Origin of the sequence: Vibrio mexicanus (assembly GCF_001012815.1) — a bacterium.
In the GTDB taxonomy this organism is placed as follows: domain Bacteria; phylum Pseudomonadota; class Gammaproteobacteria; order Enterobacterales; family Vibrionaceae; genus Vibrio; species Vibrio mexicanus.
In genome coordinates this window covers 16453-37755 of record NZ_JYJP01000104.1, presented here as the reverse complement: position 1 = coordinate 37755, position 21303 = coordinate 16453, and the positions used below count along the sequence as shown (strand labels likewise).

At 45.9% G+C, this 21303-nt stretch carries 11 protein-coding genes and 7 pseudogenes; 7 read left to right on the top strand and 11 right to left on the bottom strand.

What is annotated here, in order from left to right:
- Nucleotides 1-64: 64 nt before the first annotated feature.
- Complete coding sequence (locus tag UA76_RS15450) at nt 65-1099, bottom strand: tetratricopeptide repeat protein (RefSeq protein ID WP_047047928.1); 1035 nt, start codon at nt 1097-1099, stop codon at nt 65-67.
- Nucleotides 1100-1119: 20 nt separating this feature from the next.
- Nucleotides 1120-2477, bottom strand: a pseudogene (locus tag UA76_RS15445) (anaerobic sulfatase maturase).
- A 178-nt stretch (nt 2478-2655) separates the two neighbouring features.
- On the opposite strand from UA76_RS15445, the gene UA76_RS15440 reads away from it, so the two are divergent.
- Nucleotides 2656-3435, top strand: coding sequence for a formylglycine-generating enzyme family protein (locus UA76_RS15440; RefSeq protein WP_047047925.1), 780 nt, complete (start codon nt 2656-2658; stop codon nt 3433-3435).
- A gap of 78 nt (nt 3436-3513) precedes the next feature.
- Here UA76_RS15440 and UA76_RS15435 read toward each other — a convergent pair whose 3' ends face one another.
- The 8 genes and pseudogenes from UA76_RS15435 to UA76_RS25705 all read right to left on the bottom strand — a co-directional run.
- The gene (locus tag UA76_RS15435) at nt 3514-4419 is read right to left on the bottom strand and encodes a LysR family transcriptional regulator (protein ID WP_047047922.1); all 906 of its coding nucleotides are present in this window, start codon (nt 4417-4419) and stop codon (nt 3514-3516) included.
- Nucleotides 4420-4609: 190 nt separating this feature from the next.
- On the bottom strand, nt 4610-6007 hold the full coding sequence (locus UA76_RS15430; RefSeq protein ID WP_162198958.1) for a BatD family protein: 1398 nt from the start codon (nt 6005-6007) through the stop codon (nt 4610-4612).
- Nucleotides 6008-6099: 92 nt separating this feature from the next.
- Nucleotides 6100-7808: pseudogene (locus UA76_RS15425) on the bottom strand (VWA domain-containing protein).
- Nucleotides 7801-8843: pseudogene (locus UA76_RS15420) on the bottom strand (vWA domain-containing protein). Before UA76_RS15420 ends, UA76_RS15425 begins: the two co-directional pseudogenes overlap by 8 nt.
- Nucleotides 8825-9361: a DUF4381 domain-containing protein gene (locus UA76_RS15415; RefSeq protein WP_052772071.1), complete on the bottom strand. Its 537-nt coding sequence runs from the start codon at nt 9359-9361 to the stop codon at nt 8825-8827. The pseudogene UA76_RS15420 and the gene UA76_RS15415 overlap by 19 nt, the downstream one beginning before the upstream one ends.
- Nucleotides 9361-10347, bottom strand: a complete 987-nt coding sequence (locus UA76_RS15410) for a DUF58 domain-containing protein (RefSeq protein WP_047047921.1) — start codon at nt 10345-10347, stop codon at nt 9361-9363. Before UA76_RS15410 ends, UA76_RS15415 begins: the two co-directional genes overlap by 1 nt.
- Nucleotides 10348-10357: 10 nt before the next feature.
- Nucleotides 10358-10702 (bottom strand): annotated as a pseudogene (locus tag UA76_RS25710) (AAA family ATPase); the annotation flags it as partial.
- Nucleotides 10703-10789: 87 nt separating this feature from the next.
- Nucleotides 10790-11368: pseudogene (locus tag UA76_RS25705) on the bottom strand (AAA family ATPase); the annotation flags it as partial.
- A gap of 295 nt (nt 11369-11663) precedes the next feature.
- Between UA76_RS25705 and UA76_RS15400 the strand changes: the two are divergent.
- The 6 genes and pseudogenes from UA76_RS15400 (at nt 11664) to msrB (ending at nt 20324) form a co-directional block, all read left to right on the top strand.
- Nucleotides 11664-13219: pseudogene (locus UA76_RS15400) on the top strand (arylsulfatase).
- 230 nt (nt 13220-13449) lie between these two features.
- The gene (locus UA76_RS15395) at nt 13450-15198 is read left to right on the top strand and encodes a formate--tetrahydrofolate ligase (RefSeq protein ID WP_047047914.1); all 1749 of its coding nucleotides are present in this window, start codon (nt 13450-13452) and stop codon (nt 15196-15198) included.
- A 228-nt stretch (nt 15199-15426) separates the two neighbouring features.
- Nucleotides 15427-17440, top strand: a pseudogene (locus UA76_RS15390) (methyl-accepting chemotaxis protein).
- A 105-nt stretch (nt 17441-17545) separates the two neighbouring features.
- Nucleotides 17546-18868, top strand: a complete 1323-nt coding sequence (locus UA76_RS15385) for a sensor histidine kinase (RefSeq protein ID WP_238322317.1) — start codon at nt 17546-17548, stop codon at nt 18866-18868.
- Between the two features lie 41 nt (nt 18869-18909).
- The gene (locus tag UA76_RS24830) at nt 18910-19128 is read left to right on the top strand and encodes a hypothetical protein (RefSeq protein WP_238322321.1); all 219 of its coding nucleotides are present in this window, start codon (nt 18910-18912) and stop codon (nt 19126-19128) included.
- Between the two features lie 44 nt (nt 19129-19172).
- Nucleotides 19173-20324: a peptide-methionine (R)-S-oxide reductase MsrB gene (gene msrB / locus UA76_RS15380; RefSeq protein WP_420340924.1), complete on the top strand. Its 1152-nt coding sequence runs from the start codon at nt 19173-19175 to the stop codon at nt 20322-20324.
- A gap of 121 nt (nt 20325-20445) precedes the next feature.
- Here the strand turns inward: msrB and folE are convergent, their stop codons facing one another.
- Nucleotides 20446-21099, bottom strand: coding sequence for a GTP cyclohydrolase I FolE (gene folE, locus UA76_RS15375; protein WP_047047909.1), 654 nt, complete (start codon nt 21097-21099; stop codon nt 20446-20448).
- Between the last annotated feature and the right edge of the window lie 204 nt (nt 21100-21303).

Genomic DNA, 21303 nt, shown 5'->3' with positions numbered 1-21303 from the left:
CAAATGTAAATGCCCCTGCTTATTGGCAGGGGCATTTTTAACTTCGAAGGAAAATCTAGGCCGACTAACCTTTTGGATTACGTTTGGCGTTGAGTTCTTCAATCACAAGCGGCGGTGCGATTTTACCTAGTGCTTCCATACAGTCGTCGGCATAATCATTGTTGTGTCTAACGTAGATATCACACAGTGCATAAAGATGTTCTGGTGCACCTGACAGGGCATAGGCTTTTTCAAACGATTGTGTCGATTTGTCTATCGCTAGTGGCTCTTGCAGCACGCCATTCAAATACCAAAAGTAGCTGTTATTGTTTGCGAGATTTGCCGCTTGATCCATTTCCGTTGCAGCCGCCGCTTTATCATCAATTCGTACCAATGCTAATGATTTTGAATAGTGTAGGTTGGCGTGATTTGGCAATTTTTTGATTGCTGTGTCCAACACTTCAATCGCCTCACTGTTTTTATTCTGCGCACGGTAGTTGTCTGCATAGCCAAGCCACACCTGCGACTCCATTGGCATCGTATCCACTAAGTTTTCGTAGTAGCTCTGCGCTTGTTGATAGTCTCCCGTCCAACGATAAACATCAGCCAACATAAGTTGAGATTCTGCATCACCCATCGAACTTAATTGCCCTACTAACTCGTGCAAAGGCTCATTTAGTAACTCTTTTTGCGCTTCATTTAACTGAGGAAAATCTTGAGCAAATGCAGTAGCGGCTGATAGCCTGACAGAAGCTTCTGTATCTGTTAATAACGGAGATAGCATTCTCCATCGATGCTCTAATTGATAGGGCGATGCGCCAATGATCGCGGCTTCTCGAATGGTGGCACTTTCATCTTTCACCGCTCGCGTGACCGCCACCAAACCATTTTGACTGGGTTGTGTACCCAAGGCTCTAATGGCCTCTGCGCGTTCTTCGTCAGATAGACGAATGTCTTGAGCCGCGTAAGCGAGCGCTGCTGCGTCTGTTGCTCCAGCCAACGAAGGAGTCGCAGATTCAACAGGAGGTTTGCTCACCACTTCTACATTGTTGTTTGCGGTTACTGATTGGCTCATCATGGCAGTCATGACGAGCAAAGGGATCATTTTCATCTTACTCATGGTTTACCTCTTCCCACGCGCTAGAAGCGAGTTTGGAATGTTGCTGCCTTTCTTTGTTCTAAGTAGGCTTGTAGATGTTTATCACTGTACTTTCCATGAGCGACAGGATGTTTTGCACTTCGCAATATGTAGGCCATCGATTTATCGATGTGCGAAAAAAACTTATGCCAACCGGCACACAGATAATTGAGGCCCTGCTCGCCACTTTTCGTTCTGATAAAGCGATTCTTCGGGCATTCGCCATGACATGCGAATCGATAATCACACGCTTGGCATTGATTCGTTAACGTTCTTGACTTGCCAAAACCAAAATCTTGCTGCTTTTGCTAAACGCCATTTTGTCGAGTTTGTCGTGATGAATATTGCCAATTTTGTATTCTGGATACACATAGTGGTCACAGGTAAACACGTCGCCATTGGGCTCCATTGCTAGCCCTTTGCCACACAAATCGCTTAAAGTACAAAGCGGATTACGACGCCCCATCCACGCTTCTAGACTGGCTTCAAAATATTGAACAAACACTTTGCCGATATCATGTTGTACCCACTCATCGAAGATAGTAATCAGGAAGTTACCCCACGCGTGATCAGACACACACCACGGCTCCATAATCGAGTTGGCATTACCCGGAATGAGTCGCTTGTCACCTTGCATTGGCTGTTCATTAACGCTCCACGTTTGTGGTGCGGTTGTTCGGAACGATTTCTGCTCAACAATAGGAATAAACTGCATTTGAGGTGACTTCACTTCGTCACGCAAAAAGCGATAGATTTCCAGCGCATTTTGGCTGGTTAGGTTATTCACACACGTTAACGTGGCAAACCTCACTTCATGTTTGTGTAATAGCTCCACTGCAGCCATAACTTGCTTGAACGTACCTTTGCCCGCTCTGTTGGTTCGGTAGGCATTGTGCAACATCTCAGGCCCATCAATACTGAGGCCTACGAGGAAGTTGTTTGCTTTTAAGAACTCACACCATTTGTCGTTGAGTAAAGTACCATTTGTCTGCAAGTCGTTAGAAATCGTGACGCCTTCTGGTTGATACTTCTTCTGAAACTCAACGATTTTTTCAAAGTAAGGAAGGCCTAGCATGGTCGGTTCCCCGCCCTGCCAAGAAAAGATAATTTCCGGTGTGTTCTGCACTTCAATGTACTGACGAATATAAGCTTCTAACATTTCGTCGTTCATTTTTGGTGAGCAGTCTTTTTTGTACTCCAATAAGTCCTGTTTACTGAGGTAATAGCAATATTTGCAATCAATATTACACACAGCGCCAATAGGCTTAGCCATCACATGTAAACGTTTAGAGGCTTTGCCTTTGTACATTTTACTTTTAGGAAATGGCTGCTGAGTAATAGGAGCTTGAGTATTAGACATAAACATCAACCTGTTATTGGAAACAGGCTCAATCATAACGACTGCCTATAAATTCAGCTTGTTATACCCATTATAACTTTTAGGCATGTTGATATGTGGTAGCTTTACTCTCGTTTCGTATCACCTTGCCCGTTCTCCTTTCGGTGGTACTCGCACCCTACTTACCAGAGGTAATACAATGATGAACGTAAGCCGAAAGGCTCTTCTTACCCCTATCGCTATGTTATTGATTACAGCAGGATGCGCATCAACGGTTGAACACCCAATCGCCGTCAAAATAAACCAAGACATGGTGCTTGTTCATGGAGGCGAATATGTGCGTGGTTCAGATGAGAGCCAATTCGCAGCTGAAAAACCAGCAAAGGTGGTCACTGTCGATAGCTTTTACATCTCTAAGTTCGAAGTAACACAAGAGTTGTTTAATAGCGTGATGGGATCTTCAATGAGCTTTTTCCAAGATCCTCAAGTGCCGGTCAACAATCTGAGCTGGCAGCACGCGGTTTACTTTGTTGAACAGTTAAATGAGTTAACTGGTGAAAACTACCGTTTACCTACTGAAGCAGAATGGGAATACGCCGCAAAAGGTGGACATAAGAGCCTTGGATACACTTACGCTGGTTCAGACAATATTGATGAAGTGGCTTGGTACGCTGGGAACTCCAATAACCGCGCCCATCCAGTTGGGTTAAAGGCACCCAATGAATTAGGTTTGTATGATATGACGGGTAACGTAGGCGAGTTTGTTATTGATGCCTTTGATGATACTTTTTACCGCTTTGGGCCAACTGACAACCCTTCGAATCAAAAAGACAGTGCTGTTCATCTCGCCCACAAATCTGTACGAGGCGGAAGCTTTGCTTATGAGGCTGAACGCTCAGAGAATTTCCGTCGCGACTTCGCTTCGCAATCAATCATCATGTCGGACATGGGGCTGCGTTTAGTTAAAGATGTTGACTAGGGTTAGCCACAACAACGAATAGCAAAAAGGGCCAAACGGCCCTTTTCTTATTCTTATCTATATTTGCCTAAGCAACATTTACCATTCCAGACTGTTCGATGCTTCAATCAATTTGGTACGCAACCATTGGTGGCTGGCATCTTGATTACGGCTTGGGTGCCAAATAGCGGCAACGTTCTGATTGGGCATTTCAAAAGGCACTGGATACGCTTTGATATTGTAAAGCTGCTGCATATAGGTGATACAGAATGACGGCAAGAACGCCAAGCAATCCGTCACCTCCAGCATAGGAATGGCCTCCATCACACCTGGTGATGTGTACGCCACTTTACGCTTTTCTAATGGCTCAATTCCTAGACTTGTCATAACGTGCTGGCGATTGTGCCAACGGGCAATGGCAATATGTTCTTCACGATAAAAATCTTCGAGCGTTACCTCACCTTGAATCCGCGGGTGGTCAGCACGGCAGCACACTGCAAAATTGCCTTTGGCGATCACTTCATGCTTTAACACGCTACGACCCATAGGTTCCATATCAATGATGAGATCGTATTTTTCGAGCCTTAAATCCGCTTCGTAATCCGCGGTGAACAAGGGGTGCACTTCCAAACGAACATTAGGCGATATCTGTCGCATGGCGTTAAATAGCGTTGGCATTAGATGGTTGGCAATGGATGCCAAGCAGGCAATGGAGTAAACACGATTAGACTCGGTTGGATCAAAATCGCGCGACGAACTCAATGTCGACTGAAAGTTCTTAAGTGCAGTGGCCATAGCAGGGTAAATTTCAGCCGCAAAGCTGGTTGGCTCTACTCCACTGCTCGAACGATGAAACAGCGAGTCTTCATAAATATCACGCAGTCGAGCCAATGCCTTACTCACCGCTGGCTGACTGATCTCAAGCCGAGCGGCGGCTTTCGACAAGCTGCATTCTTCATATATCGCGACAAAGACGGGAATTAGGTTAAGTTCGGTATTTTTCATATTTTAGTTATCACCATTTAGGCGTTGTGCCTCTTCATTTATCCTAACAAACATATCCATAAGTGCCTAACCGCTTGGTGTTTTTTGACGTTAGACGGTGATATGACAAAGGCTCAGACAATTATGATTATCCAAGCCTTCTAGTTATGTCGTTTTGGGTTCGATCTGTGACTGGGCGAAACCAACTTCGTCAATCAAGATCCAATGCTTTAGGAATCTTAAATTTGTCTGTGTTCTTAGTGGAGTCCATTGATTCACCACTTAGCCTTGTTCTTAATCGCCTCCAGACCAAGAACAATAACCGCTTGGTCAAATGTTGAGTTTGAAAACGGTATTCAGCGAAATTCTCCGGTGGAATATCGAGTCCACTCTCCGAACCCGAAGATCGTGCTTCATTCGCCTGTACCATGCTAGGTTTTGTTTGGTCATGACCTTTAGGGCTACCATTCATTAAAGTAGGCCAGCCTGTCGCGACTCTAAGTTTTTTGTAAACCAACCGACGAGCCTGCGTATCGTTGCCCATTAGACCCATCTTAACCAGTTCAAGATCCGCAGGCAGTGGATGTGTTCGATAGCGACGAACCGCCCACCAAAGCACAATAATCAAAGCAAGAGTGACGATTAGGCCAAGCAATATCGTTTGGCCATAGGCCGCGAGAAAAGACGCGAATGTGTGCGAAACAATCACAGTTTTGCCTTCAATAACTTCCGTTTCCAACTGCTGCTTTTCAGTGTTCCACCAACGCAACGTATAACTGGGTAAGGTCACCTCGCCGCCTGTTTGGAGAATCAAAGTTTGCTCCTCTGCGCGAGTAGAGACATAACGGCCACGAGTCTGACTGTCACTCAACTGACTTGGAGTAAGATAGCTTTCATAATGAGCGGTGCTTTGATCTGTAAGAACATCCGGAATCAATATCGACAGCGTGTTATTTGCCGAGATGTTCACTCGGCGCACGATTGCATCACCGACTGTCAGCATGCCATCATTATTCGCCTCATCACGGCCTGACTGCTCTTGAGCAATAACAGCCCATTCTTGACTAATATTCAGCTCGCTTGAAGCCAACCACTTTTCATCTTGGGCTAACTTGCCGTCTGGCAGTAGCGCATTAAATGACAAAGGGGGCGTATGAAGCGTGGCGACAATATTTTGATTAGTTGCGGCCGAAAATTGCACTTCCACGGGTGTGGATGGAATCACTACTCTTCCGCTAACCAAAGGATAAAAGGTGATCTCCCAACGCTGTTTCGACCATGTGACACCGTCATGTCGCTCAGTCATGTTAGTTGCAAACTGACTGCGCTGCATAGAGATAACATTGGGGATCTCAAATGGCGTTATTTGCGTTGCGCCAGTAAACCAACGTGGCGTTGCTATCTCGATAGTCATAATGACTTGCTCTGTCGTCGACACTTCTTTTATGGTCGGCGTTTCTTCTAACTCGATCGGCGCTTTTCTGCCAAGCCAACCTTTTAGTTCAATCATTTGCGAGTAGTCTTGTTTCGACTTGGCTTCTGAAGCGTCACCTATCCATTCGTCAGCTTGAACTACGCCAGATGTGAGTAAAATAAGAGAAAAGAGCAAAACAACTATTCTTAAAGGGGCTAGCCATGAAAGGACTACCCCACTAGGAGCGATCCTTGAAGAAGTAGGATTTTGCAAAAAGGTTCTGATCCTCATTGATGCGCTCCTTGACTTTCTTTGGTCGTAGCCTTGTATTTTTGGGCCGCTGTATTGGATTCTAGCTGCAGATAAAACTTGTTTTGTAGAAACAGCTTAGGCTCAGATTCAACACGCTCTAACCAGCGCAAAGCAAGCTCTTCACTGCCCAATATTTCATTGGCGTTTAGAGATTCTTCCACTAACAAATCTTGGGTGACAGTTTCCTCCGCACCGTCACTGGTTTGCGGATTATCGCCGAGCTCGAATGACTCTTCTGCACCATCTGTGGTATTCATTTGATCTTCACTGGTTCGATTTATCTCACCAATGATGTAATCCAACACTGAAATATTTTGTTCTGCTTTACCGATGTATTCTTGCGGCAATTTATCGGATTCAAGTAGGTCCAGTAAAAGTTGTCGTGCTGCTGGATACTCTCTTTGCCTTGCCAAAGCAGATGCAGCATTGTAGTAACCAACAGGGTCACCAGAGCTAATGAACGCAGCGTGAGACTCGACATAGTTTCGCCCGTAGTAATAAGCGACACCTTTACGCATTGGTTCGGTAAAGAGCTCTGCAGCCTTTAGGTAGTCACCTTTTTCAAACGCCCACTGCGCCTGTTGATCTTGTGTCATCCACAAGTCTAACCACCACTGAGTCACTCGATTATGCGAACTGTCATTTTCAGATTGTTCAATTTGCACGGTGACGGGTGAGTCGCCATTGTTCTCTGACGCTTGAGCTGATGGCGTCATCATGCTGGATTTACTAACACCATGACCAACGCCCATTTAACCAGCCACCCTTTTCTAAACCAAAGCAGCATCATCAATGTCACCGGAATCATCAATCCATACCCCATGTCCTGCCACGGCATATCCGTGTCACTGCCTAACTGCATGTTTCGCTCAACCAAGCGATCTAGGCGCTCAATATCTCTGTGGTCAGTGGTCATCTCAACAAGGTCAGCAGAACTGTTTTTCGCCAAGATTTGCAATGAGTAGTCCGCTTCCCCGTTCATAGCTTGAACGCTATACACAATCAGCTTGTGGGAACTCGTCGAAAAATAGTCACTGAGTTGAGCCAAAGATGGCGAATCAAGACTGTCAGTGATCAATACCACGCTCGATCCCAAGGTATCTGCTAGAAGCGAGTCAATCAGGGGAATCGCCGTTGAAGCCTGTTTGCCACTTACCGGTAACACATCTGGCTCTAAGGCAGAGAGGAACGGCGTAAATACCGCGCTGTCTTGTGTCATAGGCATCGCCAAATGAGCACTACCTGCGTAGGCAATGAGCGCATTTTGGCCGCCTTGTCTTATGCTCAGTAGGTCTTGTACTTTTTGCTTGGCGCGTGTTAATCGATTAGGCGGTACATCTTTTTGCAGCATGGTGGTACTGGTATCTAACACATACAGTACTTTGGCTTTGTCCTCTCCAAATGGAGACGCTTGTTGTTTCCAGGTAGGCCCCGCACTCGCAATCACCGCTGTAAAGATACACACAGCAAGCAGCTTAAGCGGAAGGTTGCTTTTCCAACCCGTTTGACCAAAGGAAAGTGCTTTTTGTAGATGTTCAGGTAAGAGTGTTTGCCATGAAGGCGCAGCCTCTCGCTTCCACTGCTGATAAAACAGGAATGAGAAAGGAATTAGCGCTAGTAACCATAAAGGCCTAATGAAATGGAATTGTTGGAAAAACAGCTGCCAATTGATGCTATCAAACATGTTCATGCTCCTTTTCTTCAACGTCCTCATTCGACTTTTGACGATTGAGCTGCAGAGAAAGTCGCTGGCTAACGTGCACAAGGGAAAAGGCAAGCAAGTAGATAAGAACCACAGCACCCAACAACTTGTGATGCAAGCTCTCTTTTGGCCAATAAGTTTCGCTTTCAAACAAAACGGGTTCTAGCTCGTTAATCATTTGGTAAGCAGTGAGGAGCTCTTCACCGTTTAGGGCTCGAAATGCCTCCCCTCCAGTTTGCTTTGCGATACGCTCGATGACATCCATATCAAGCGCCTGCTCACCCACGGTTTCAGGGTCGCCCATTGCTATCATGTGGATCTTAATATCTTTTGCGGCTGCGACTTTAGCAGCTTCGACAGGCTCAACAAAACTGCCCGTATCGTTGCCATCGGTGAGTATAATTACAACCTTCTCAGAGGTGCTGTTTGACTCTTCAAACACTTTGATCGATAAGCCAATGGCATCACCTAACGCGGTGCTTGGCCCCGCCATTGCAACATCCGTCTGCTCTAACAGCTCCATCCAAACAGAGTGGTCGGCGGTAAATGGCGATTGAACAAAGGCGGCGTCGCCAAATAGAATCAGGCCGAGCCTGTCACCTTCTCGAAGCGAAACAAACTCTTCCAAGACTTGCTTGGTCGCCTCAAGTCGATTGACGGTTTCCCCGTCGGTTGATACAAAATCTTGTTCGGCCATTGAGCCCGAAAGATCCACCACAACCATAACGTCGCGACCATATTGCTCGCGTACCTGTGGCTCTCCAATGATCGTGGGCTTCGTTAATGCCAATACCATTAACACCCAACACACTATCAAGCAATTCGCTGCCAAATGCTAGGCTCAAGCTGGCTAGAACCTTTGCGTGGCGTTTCATTCAATATCTGCATAATCTGAGCGAAAAATGGCACTTTCGTTGCCTGTTGCTGCGTTCGATAAGCGGGTGCTAGTTTATGAATGACAAACGGCAGTGGCAGTATTAACAACCACCATGGATAAGTTAATTCGAGTGCTGACATGGAGCCTCTCTATCCGGGTTATTTTCGTTTGCGGTTTGATGGTAAGCCACATGGTACTTCACCCAAGCTAGGCAATACTTTTGAAGAATAACGGCATCTTCAGAATTAAGCTCAAAATTAGGGTTCACAAGAGATGTCATCCAAGCATCGCGAACAGACTCATCTAATTCAGGAATGTCTGGCGACATCTCTGTTAGTTGTTCAAAGAATGGCTCACTGATCAATTTTGCATAAGAAGGCGATAGATAGGTCAGCACGGCCTTTATCACGTTAAAAAAATGTGGCCCAACCGCATGGCTATTGGGCTGGATATTAGCAAGAGCATCCAATGCTTCCTGTCGGTATCGATTCTGCCACCAGTGAAGACCGCATTTGTATGCCACGTAGGCTAACGCTATGACGAGCAAAGCAAATAGCACTTTCCAACCGATGGTTTGTGGCCACCAGCTCACTGAATCCATCACTTCCACATCAGCGAGCTCACGTAGAATGTAAGTACTAGGCGGTTGATGGTGCATTAACGACCTCCTAGCTGTTGTATCAGCTGGTTAAGGTGTTCACCATACGTGTCCAGTGTGATAACTGGTAATGACTTGCTGTTGGTTAGACGCCCAAGATGTCGGTTTGTTTGACTTTGGTGTTGTTTGAAGGCTTGATTGACGCGTTCACGTTGGCCTTTACCTTGTAAGGTGAACTGGTGTTCGCCATCGCCCACTAACCAAGAACTCATGCTAATTGCATCGGGAATTTCATTTTCTAATGGGTCTTTGACAATGATAGGAATAACATCATTATGCCTTTGCAGTTGATTGGCTTGTTTCAAATCGGCTTCTGTAGCGTCATGCCAGTCGCTGATAAAAACCACCGTCGCGTTACGAGGCTGAATTCGACTGATCGCCTTCATCGCATCGGCGAGTGTTTTTTTGTCACTCGAATGCGAGCCTAACTGCATTAGGTTTTGTGATTCTTGCGAAACGATTTTGAGCAAGCTAAGTAGCGCATTTCGATTCCGCGCAACTTTGACGTAACGGACCTTGTCATCGGAGAGCAGCATGCAGTTGACCCGATCACCCTGTTTCAGCGTTCTCCATGACAACAGTGACAATACTTCAGCGGCAACCACAGATTTCATCACCGATGTCGTCGAAAAGAACATGCTTGAACGAAGATCCACACAAATCATCACATTGCGGTCTTTCTCCTCGCTGTATGAACGAACGTAGGGCTTTCCGGTTCTCAACGTGACTTTCCAATCGAGATTTCGAATGTCGTCCCCATGCTGATATTGCTTAAGCTCTTCGAAATTCAGCCCTCGACCTCTAAGCTTTGACTGATGACGGCCACTTAGCGCCGTTCGGCCAAAAAGACTTGGCAGCAGACTCACCGCTGATGCGTGGCTTTGTAAACGCACCAATCGACTATAGTCACAGGCGATTCGTGAATCGAGGCCGACGCTATTCACTTGTTTGGTTAGCACTTTTTTCGCTCTGGTTTGATTTGTCATGGAGTGAACCTTAACCAATTGGCACTGAATCTAGTAATTCATTCACCACGTCACTTTGACTAATCCCATCGGCTAGGGCGTCGTAACTTAAGGTAATTCTGTGACCAAGTACCATATGAGCGACGTCGCGAATATCATCGAAAATCACATGATCACGGCCAGATAACCAAGCTTGAGCACGTGAGCACTTATCCAAAGCAATCGACGCACGAGGACTCACTCCCACACTGATCCACTGCTTTAATGATTCGCTTTGGCGTACTGACTCTCGCGTCGCCATGATTAGGTTGACCATGTACTCTTCACACAAGTCAGAAACGGCTATCTCTTGTACTTCCCTGCGCGCCGCAAACACCACTTGGTGATCAATTGTTAGTTTGCTTATGGTCTGCGAGTTATCTTCTTTCTTTGACTGATCCTCTCTCAGCTCTTCATCACGCCGCTCTTCATCTCGCATTAGCTGAATGATTGCACGTTCTGATGTCGCATCGGGGTAATCCACATTCACTTTGATCATGAAGCGGTCCATTTGCGCTTCAGGCAACGGATAGGTGCCCTCTTGCTCAACTGGGTTCTGGGTTGCTAAAACCATAAATAGCTCAGGCAAGGCATGGGTTTCGCCACCAACAGTCACCGTGTATTCCGCCATTGCTTCAAGCAAAGCCGCTTGTACCTTAGCAGGTGCTCGGTTGATTTCGTCAGCTAAAACCAGACTGTTAAATATGGGACCTTGTTGAAAGCTAAGCTGTGGTTTTCCGGCCACTTCTTGATACATTTCGGTTCCCGTGACATCCGATGGTAGCAAGTCGGGCGTGAACTGGATTCGACCAAACTCCGCATTTAAAGCTTCGGCCAACGCCTTTACTGAACGGGTCTTTGCAGTACCAGGTAAACCTTCAAGTAAGACATGTCCTTTGGTGAGAAGCGCTATCGATAAAGCCTGTACAACAGATTCTTGGCCAATAACTTGAGATTTCACTGCATGGTTGATTGAGGCGAACACCTCATAAGATGAAGACATAGCAAGCCTTAACGTTTCGTATTTGGCTTCATCCTATCTGTTACTGAGATAACTATTGGTTATAGTCAGTATTGCTCATTGCTATTTCACCGACTAAATGTGATCGATGAAATGATTTTGGTGTACTCACAACCTAATATTATTGATTCATATCACACTATTACTTTTGGTTATAAATATTATAAAGCGACACCAAATAGTTCGATTCGTTACCGTATTGCCAACCACTTAGCAGGCATAACTCAAAATTGATTTGCTGAGTGTAAAACCTAATAAATCCACTATTGGAGTCAATATGGCAAACTTAGTAAGTAAGGTTGCTCTGGGTGTGGGCACTATCGCCACAGCTGGTGCTGCCGCTGCTGCAGATCAACCAAACATCCTAGCTATCTGGGGTGATGACATTGGTATCTTTAACATTGGTGCGTACAACAACGGCATGATGGGTTACGAAACCCCAAACATTGACCGTATCGCAAATGAGGGCGCACTGTTTACTGACCACTACGGTCAGCAATCTTGTACCGCAGGTCGTGCTGCGTTCCTGACAGGCCAAGAACCATTCCGTACAGGCCTTCTAACCATTGGTATGCCAGGTTCAGACCACGGTATTCCTGATTGGGCACCAACCATTGCAGACTTACTAAAAGAACAAGGCTACATGACGGCTCAGTTTGGTAAGAACCACATGGGTGACCAAGATAAACATCTACCAACGGCTCACGGTTTCGATGAATTCTTCGGTAACCTTTACCACCTAAACGCGGAAGAAGAGCCAGAAACTTACTACTACCCACAAGATCCAGAGTTCCGTGCACAATTTGGTCCTCGTGGCGTGATCAAGTCAACGGCTGACGGCAAGATTGAAGATACTGGCCCAATGACGCGTAAGCGTATGGAAACTGCAGATGAAGAGTTCCTTGAAGCGTCTCTAGATTCATGGAGCGTGCAGTGAAAGCTGACAAGCCGTTCTTCATTTGGCATAACACGACGCGTATGCACGTTTGGACTCGTCTACAAGAGAAATACCAAGGCGCATCAGGTATCTCTATCTATGCTGACGGTATGCTAGAGCATGATGACCACGTTGGTATCCTTCTAGACAAGCTTGATGACCTAGGCATTGCTGACAACACTATCGTTATCTACTCTACCGATAACGGCGCTGAGACAGTATCTTGGCCAGATGGCGGTGCGACCTTCTTCCACGGCGAGAAAGGCACGACATTTGAAGGTGGTATGCGTGTTCCTCAACTTGTTCGTTGGCCTGGTGTAATTGAACCGGGTACTAAGATCAACGACATCATGTCCCACAAAGACTGGATCCCGACACTGCTTGCTGCAGCAGGCGATGATAAAGTCGTTGAAAAACTAAAGTCTGACAAAGGCGCGCGTTACAACGGCAAACAGTGGCGTGTTCACCTAGACGGTTACAACTTCCTACCTTACTTCGAAGGTAAAGAAGAGAAAGGCCCACGTGAGTCAATGCTTTACTTCTCTGCGGATGCTGAGCTAAACGCAGTACGTTGGAACGACTTCAAAGTATCGTTCGCGGTACAAGAAGGTAACATCACTGATGCTGTTCGCTTCCAAACTAACTGGCCTCAAATCGTCCACCTACGTGCTGACCCATTTGAGAAAGCACCACACGAATCAGGCATGTACCTACGTTGGATGGCAGACAACATGTGGCTATTCGTACCAGTTGCTGGTCAAATCCAACCATTCGTAGAGTCTGTTGCAGACTACCCGTTCCAAGCTAGCCAAGTGCTAAACCCGGGTAACTTCAACCAAAACGTAATGATGCTGCAGAGCCGTTTACAAAGCCTAGAAGCAGCAGCTAGCAAATAACTCGCTAACTAACCAGTAAATCAAAGCCCCGATATCATCTGATATCGGGCTTTTTCTATTACAAAATCACCCCAAATCGTTGTCGAATATTTGGGTAAACGTTGCTTTTCTGTTAGATTTACTGCCGCAGAAAGTAATACGCGTAGTTTCTCTTTACATCGCACAAAATAACGCTATTATCCTCACGCAAACGTTTTCCTTACCACCATTTGCTGCCTAGCGAGAGTTTTATGCTGTCAGATATCGATATTTGTCGCTCTGCGAAATTGCTTCCAATTGAACACGTTGCCACTCAAAGTGGACTACTAAACGATGAGTTTAAAACTCAAGGACCACACAAAGCGAAAGTATCGCTCAATGCATTATCACGCCTAAAAGAAAACAAAACAGGAAAACTGGTTTTGGTGACTGCCATCACCCCAACGCCATTGGGTGAAGGTAAGACAGTTACCACTATCGGACTGTCACAAGGTTTGAAGCAGCTAGGCCGCTCAGTAATGGCGTGTATTCGCCAACCATCAATGGGTCCGGTATTTGGTGTTAAAGGTGGCGCAGCAGGTGGCGGCTATTCGCAAGTTGCGCCAATGGAAGAGTTGAACCTTCACCTAACCGGTGACATTCACGCGGTTACGGCTGCGCACAACCTAGCGGCTGCCGCTATTGATGCGCGCATCTATCATGAACAGCGTAATGGTTATGCAGACTTTGAAGCGCGCGCTGGTTTAAAAGCCCTTAAAATCGACCCTCAAAATGTAATTTGGAAACGCGTTGTCGACCACAACGACCGCGCATTGCGCATGGTGACGGTTGGCCGCAACGAAGTGAGCAAAACCATCAATGGTTTTGAGCGTGAAGACGGCTTCGATATCTCGGCGGCTTCTGAACTAATGGCGATCCTTGCTCTTGCTTCAGACATTAAAGATTTGCGCGCTCGTATTGGCCGAATCGTGGTGGCTTACAGTATTGATGGACACCCTATCACCACTGAAGATCTTCAAGTTGCTGGTGCGATGGCAGTAAGCATGAAAGATGCTATCGAGCCAACTATGATGCAAACACTCGAAGGCGTACCAACGCTTATCCACGCAGGCCCGTTTGCCAACATCGCGCATGGCAACTCTTCAATCATTGCCGATAACATTGCCACTAAGCTATCTGACTTCACCGTAACCGAAGGCGGTTTTGGTTCAGACATGGGCTTTGAGAAAGCGTGCAATATCAAAGCACAAGCGTCAGGTAAAGCGCCTGATTGCGCGGTGATTGTGGCGACGCTTCGTGGCCTGAAAGCGAACTCTGGCCTGTATGACTTCAAACCTGGCCAAGCTATCCCAGATTCACTGTTTGAATGTGATGAGAAGGCGCTGGTTGCGGGTTTCGAAAACCTAAAATGGCACATCAACAACGTCAACAAATATGGCGTACCTGCCGTGGTGGCAATCAACCGCTTCCCACAAGACAGTGACGCTGAACTTGAGCAGCTTAAAGCCATGGTTGAATCTCTGCCAAATAATGTAGAAGTAGAGATCAGTGAAGCCTTTGTTAAAGGGGGCCAAGGCGCGGTTCGCTTAGCTGAAAAAGTCGTTAAGCAATGCGCTCATGAAGTTGAGTTCAAGCCTTTGTATCAACTCAACCAGAATATTGAAGAGAAACTCATGGCAGTTGCCGAAGTGGGTTACGGCGCAAACAACATGACACTGAGCTACAAAGCGACTCAACAGCTTGCCGCGCTTAAGCGTGACGGTTTTGAACACTTAGCAGTCTGTTTCGCGAAAACACCAATGTCGATTACCACTAATGGCTCAGTTAAAGGCGCACCAACAGATTTCGATGTCCCTATTCGCGAATTAAAGCTTTGTGCGGGCGCAGGATTTGTCTATGCGTTGTGTGGCAATGTCATGACCATGCCGGGCCTTCCAGAGAAGCCTGCCTTCATGAATCTAGACCTAGACGAAAATGGCGAAATCGTCGGTTTAAGTTAATCAAACCACCATAGTTAAGCACTTACTTCTCTCAGCCCCAGTTTTAACAGAACTGGGGCTGAGCCGTTATAGAGCCTAGTATCTAACACTTTCCTATTTCTTAATCCACTCCATCAAACCCGAGATAAAAAGAAAAATATCAATAAAATGCAGTCCTAAGTTTGCGACTCCATTAATTCCCACCATACTTAGTTAAGTCCGATGTGAGAATCAAATGGAGAACTCAGGATGAATGTTCGCCTAACGCATGCGTTATACATAGCTTTCTCTACAATCATTGTCGCTAACCTAACACTCGCTATTATCGTTTGGAGTGTCGTTAACAAGTCAGCCATCATCTCAAAGGAAATCGAAGCGGATGATGTTCCCGGCGTGTTGGCTTACCTAAATGTCCTCGATGAAGTGGGCGACATGCAAACAAACGCCCTGGAATATCTGGGTGGCGAAGCCGACGAGTACCAAAGCTTCAAAGAAAACGCAGAAGAATTTCATTACTACTACAAAATCCTCCGTCCTCTTGAATCTGGCAAACCTTCAGACATAGAGAAGATGGACAAAATCATTGGCCTTGCCGAGCGCTACATAGACGAGCTAGAAAAGAATGTCTTTGCTCGCTATGACCCACAGGCAGAGAAAGTCGCGATACAGAAAATTGCCGACTTAACCAAAAATGTCGGTATCCCATTAGAACAACTTCTGGATAAATTAAAAGAAGGCGAGTTCCAAGACGCCTATAAGACGACCGATTTGAACGAATCTCTTAACGATGATTTGCCAGGCGTTCGCTACTACCTAGAGTTGGTTGATGAAGCTGGCGATATGATCTCATCGTTAACGGCTTATATCATGGGTGATCCCACAGCTAAAGAAGCGTTCAATAAAGATGCTGCTTCTTTCTCGGATTACCTAGAAAGATTAAAGCCTCTTGAGCAAAAACCTAACGAAGTTAAAGACATCAACCAAATCGAGCAGTACTACTTCGAAATCATTAAAACGGCGCAAGAAGTCTTTGACGGCTACAACCCCTACTACAAGAACTCCTCCATTCAACTTGTCGACCAACTCGAACACGAAATAATTGGCCCTATAGAAGATATTCTCGACAGCTCAGCACAAGAAGAGCGCGACGACTCAATAAGTGCCTTAAAAGCACTTAACGACAACATGTCTGTGATCGTATTTTGGCTGGTGGTCAACGGTGTATTGGCCATTGTTATCGGCTTAGCAGTAGCAATCACTCTTTCGCGTATCATTAGAAAACGTCTGAGTGTGATATCAGAGCGCGCACAAACAATCTCAAACGGAGATTTGTCTAATCCACCCATTAACGAAAGCAATAAAGATGAAATCGGTGACCTCGCCCGCGCCATTGACAGTATGCAAGATTCGTTAAAAACCGTCATTTCGAACATCACAGCAGTGGCCTCTGAAGTCTCCAACAACACCCAACTTGTTGACCAAACTAGCCGACAGGTAGCCGATGGCATTCAAGAGCAAGCGGATAAAGCCACTATGATTGCCAGCGCCGTTGAGGAAATGACCGTGACGGTAAATCAAGTCGCAGACCAAAGCAAAGAAGCGGCAGAAAAACGCCAAAATGGCGGGCGAAGAAGCGACCAATGGCGGAGATTTAATGCAAGAAACGGTAACGGGTATGAACCGCATTTCCGATGTCGTGAACGAAACCGCCGATACTGTAGACAGCTTAGGCAAACGCGGTGAAGAGATTGGTAACGTTATTCAAGTTATTAACGACATTGCAGAGCAAACTAACCTACTCGCTCTTAACGCAGCAATCGAGGCAGCTCGCGCTGGCGACTTAGGCCGTGGCTTCGCGGTGGTAGCAGACGAAGTTCGTGGACTTGCTGAACGAACTTCAAAGGCGACAGAAGAAGTCAGCACCTTGATTACGTCGATCCAAAATGAAACGCGCCAAGCTGTCACACGAATGAGCGAAGGCACACAGCTCGTCGCCGAAGGTGTGTCGCTATCCAACTCTGCGGGCGATGCCCTAGTCCAAATTGTTGCAAGGGCCAAAGATGTGAATAGCATGATTGATCTCATCGCGACGGCGGGTAACGAACAAGCCCTAGCGACGCAGGAGATGTCACGTGACATCACAACCATAAGCCAAATTGCAGACAGTTCGGTTAAGAGCACTCAAGATGGTGCCGTAGCAATTAATGAGCTATACCGAAAAGTAGAAGAACTCGAACAGATGGTATCTAAATTCAAACTGTAACGGGCAAATTGGCTCATTGAGCATGAACAATATATTGGGTAGGCGCGCACAGACGCCTACCCGTTTAACCAAGAGAATATCAAATGACATACTTTGGTGGGTTAAATGAGTAAGCTCATCACCTACTCTGATGACGCATCCGCTGAACTAGAGGCCGATAGCGAACATGCAAAAGCCTTCTATCATCAGCTGTTCCTGATTCACGAGATCTCTATAGAGTTATCAAGGGCCGAATCACTTGATGACCTTTACCGAATTGCAGTTAACGCCTGTTTAACCCATCTCGATATTGACCGAATGGGTATACTTATGATTGATAAAGAAAGAGATTGGATGCTTGGTACTTGGGGGACTGATGAAGTGGGCAATGTCCGATCAGAAGCCGATTTTGAAGCACCTATGCTTGATGATGTTAAAGAAGTCATTCGCGAGATGTCCACCAAAGGCAAAGTGTGTGTCTGGCATGACGTTGAGCTGTATGAGTTTGGTGAACAGATTGGTGAGATCGATGAAGTCGGTAAAGGCTGGAACGCCGCCCTTGCCATTTGGGATGACGATGAGGTCATTGGCTGGATTGCCTGTGACAACTTACTTAACCACAAACCCTTCCATACCTATCAAAGTCACACTTTGCGGTTGTTCGGCTCACTACTGGGTGAGTTCATAAAACGTCAACATGCAGAAGAAGAGATCATCAAGCTCAACGCCAACCTTGAAAGCAAAATAGAAAAACGAACGGCCGAGCTATCGAAAGCGCAAACTGAGCTTAAGCAAGCCAACACGCACCTTGAGCAAAAAGTGCTTGAACGTACAGCCATGCTCAATGAAAAACGCTACCATCTGCAAAAAACCTTAGATGAGCTGCAGGAAGCACAAGAGCAACTTGTCGAAGCAGAAAAACAAGGCTCCATCGCTCAACTTGTTATCGGCATGTCCCACGAGCTTAATACACCGTTAGGCAACATTAAAATGGCCTCTAGCGTTCAGCCTGACATGCTCGAGGACTTCAAGGAACAGCTCACCAACGGTCAACTCTCAGAGTCTGATTTCGATGAGTTTATCCAGAACTCTATGGAAACAAATCAGATCATCGCTAGCAATACCGATAAAATGGCGGAACTCGTTGCTCAATTCAAGAGACTCTCTATTCACGAAACACAGTTCAGGCAAACAGAGGAAATACTTTTGCAAAAATGGTTGGAAGATACAGTCACTCTCGCGTGTGACAACTTCGGCCCTCCCAAAATGCCTAATGTCGCCGTGGAAGTGTTTCCGACAAATTCAAAAGTTACGCTAAATACTTCACAGCTTGGTCAAGTTGTTGAAGACTTGGTGTTTAACGCACTAGAACACGGGTTATCCAACGAAGACACGGATGAAATCCTCATCGTTGGCATTGTTCACGAGCATGAGCTTGAACTTAGCTAGAAGACAACGGCAAAGGTGTTTCTGAAGAAGTCCAAGATCATATCTTTGACCCATTCGTTACCACAGCAAGAGGTAAAGGCAGTAAAGGCTTAGGACTCAACCTCGTTTACAACCTCGTCACCCAAGGACTTAAAGGCATATCCAATGCTACCAGCCTATTACGGGAGGCTGTGGATTTGGGGTATCCATCCCTCTTACTAACGAGTCGCAGTGACACGACGAACCAATCACATTATCAATCTTTTTATTCAATCTATTAATCTTGAAATTAAATCTTGTCGTATCCGTTCTTAATAGATAACCATTGAACGGAGTATCAAAAATGAAGATTGTTTCGAAAGCATTTGCCTTATCTCTGCTTGCCGCCGTTGGAGTATGGTTCTCATTTGGTGGCGCAGTTGCAACGTCTAATGCATCACAAATAAAAGGTGGCGATGTCGCTACACTTGCGGGTGGTTGCTTTTGGTGTACCGAATCAGACTTAGAAAAATTACCAGGGGTTATCGATGTTGTCTCTGGCTATGCGGGTGGTGATGTTGAAAATCCAACCTATAAGCAAGTCTCATCGGGAAAAACAGGCCACATTGAGGTGATTCAAGTGCGTTTCGACCCAGAGGTCGTTACCTATGAACAAGTTCTTGACCAGTTCTTCCGTCATATTGATCCAACTGACGACCAAGGTTCGTTTGTAGATAGAGGCCGCCACTATCGCCCTGCTGTTTTCTATCACAACCAAGAGCAGAAGATGATTGCCGAAAACTTCATGGCGGAAATTGAAGCTCTAGGAGTATTCAAGAAACCTCTGAAAACAGAGCTTATTGAATATAAAGAGTTTTGGGTAGCGGAAAACTACCATCAAGATTACTACAAACGAAATAAAATCCGTTACAACTACTACCGTTATGCATCCGGTCGCGACCAATACTTGGATGACATCTTTGGTGGCGACCGCGAAGAGAATCCAAAAACTCTGCGCCAGCTTATTGATGAAGCAAACTTAGTGAGTTCGGTTCGTTCATACGAAAAACCGAGCGACAGTGAAATCAAGAAGCGTCTAACTGACATTCAATACTACGTGACTCAAAAAGATGGTACTGAAAAGCCCTTTGATAATGCGTATTGGGATAATAAAGAAGAAGGTATCTATGTGGATATCGTTTCTGGTGAACCGCTGTTTTCATCAACCGACAAATATCGCTCAGGCACTGGTTGGCCAAGTTTTACCAAACCAATTAACTACGCGTACGTAACGCTGCACGACGACAATAAGTTGCTCTACACACGCACAGAAGTACGTAGTCGATTCGGCGATTCTCATCTAGGTCACGTGTTTACTGATGGCCCTGCCCCAACTGGCCTGCGCTACTGCATGAACTCTGCCGCTATGCGCTTCATTCCAAAAGGCCAGTTGAAAAAAGAAGGCTATGAAGAGTACTTGACTCTGTTTGACAGTTAATTTCTAAGGCCGCCGTTACTAGAGCTAAACGAATGGCCTAGAGAGACAGACTCCCTGCGAAATCAAAAACGCCCTCACGATATGAGGGCGTTTTTTTAATGTTGGCTGTTAGCGATAAAGATTATCGCAATCCGTGCAAGAATTCGTGGCGAGTCGCAGGGTTCGATTTAAAAATACCACCAAGCGCCGTTGTGGTTGTCACACTGGTTGCGTCCATTACGCCGCGAGACTTCACGCAGTAGTGCGTCGCATCCATGGTCACCGCCACGTCTTCACTTTCTAAAAGCGTTTGCAGAGCAACCAATATCTGTTGCGTCATGCGTTCTTGAACTTGAGGACGCTGAGCAAAGAAGCGAACAATACGATTAATTTTCGACAGGCCGATAATTTTACCGCGAGGAATGTAGGCTACCGCTGCTTTGCCGTCGATTGTCACTAAATGATGCTCACAAGTGCTAGTAACTGTGATGTCTTTAACGCGAACCATTTCGCTCACGTCCATCTTGTTTTCAATCACAGTGATTTTTGGAAAGTTTTGGTAATCCAAACCAGAGAAGACTTCGTCAACGTACATCTTGGCGATACGATGCGGTGTTTCTTCTAAGCTATCATCTGTTAGGTCCAACTCCAGGAGATTGAGGATCTCGCGCATATGATGCTCGATCTTTTCCTTCTTCTCTTCACGGCTCACTGAATTAGGGCGCATTGGAGTCTCTAAACCGCGACTTTCTAGTGCGTGTTTAACTAACTTTGCTGACTCGCTAAGACCTGACATTCCACTTCCTCTTTATCTTTCGCTTGCTACATCCCATCTCAAAAGGATTACCCCTTTCGGATGGGAGACAAGGATACGCGGAATTTTGAATAATTACACCCACATTTTACTCGCGGTATTTCTTGTACTTAAATAGTGTCCAACCTAGTACTAACTAGAGCTGTGAAAATTTCTCCAGGGCGTAAACTGTGTTAGAGTTTTTGC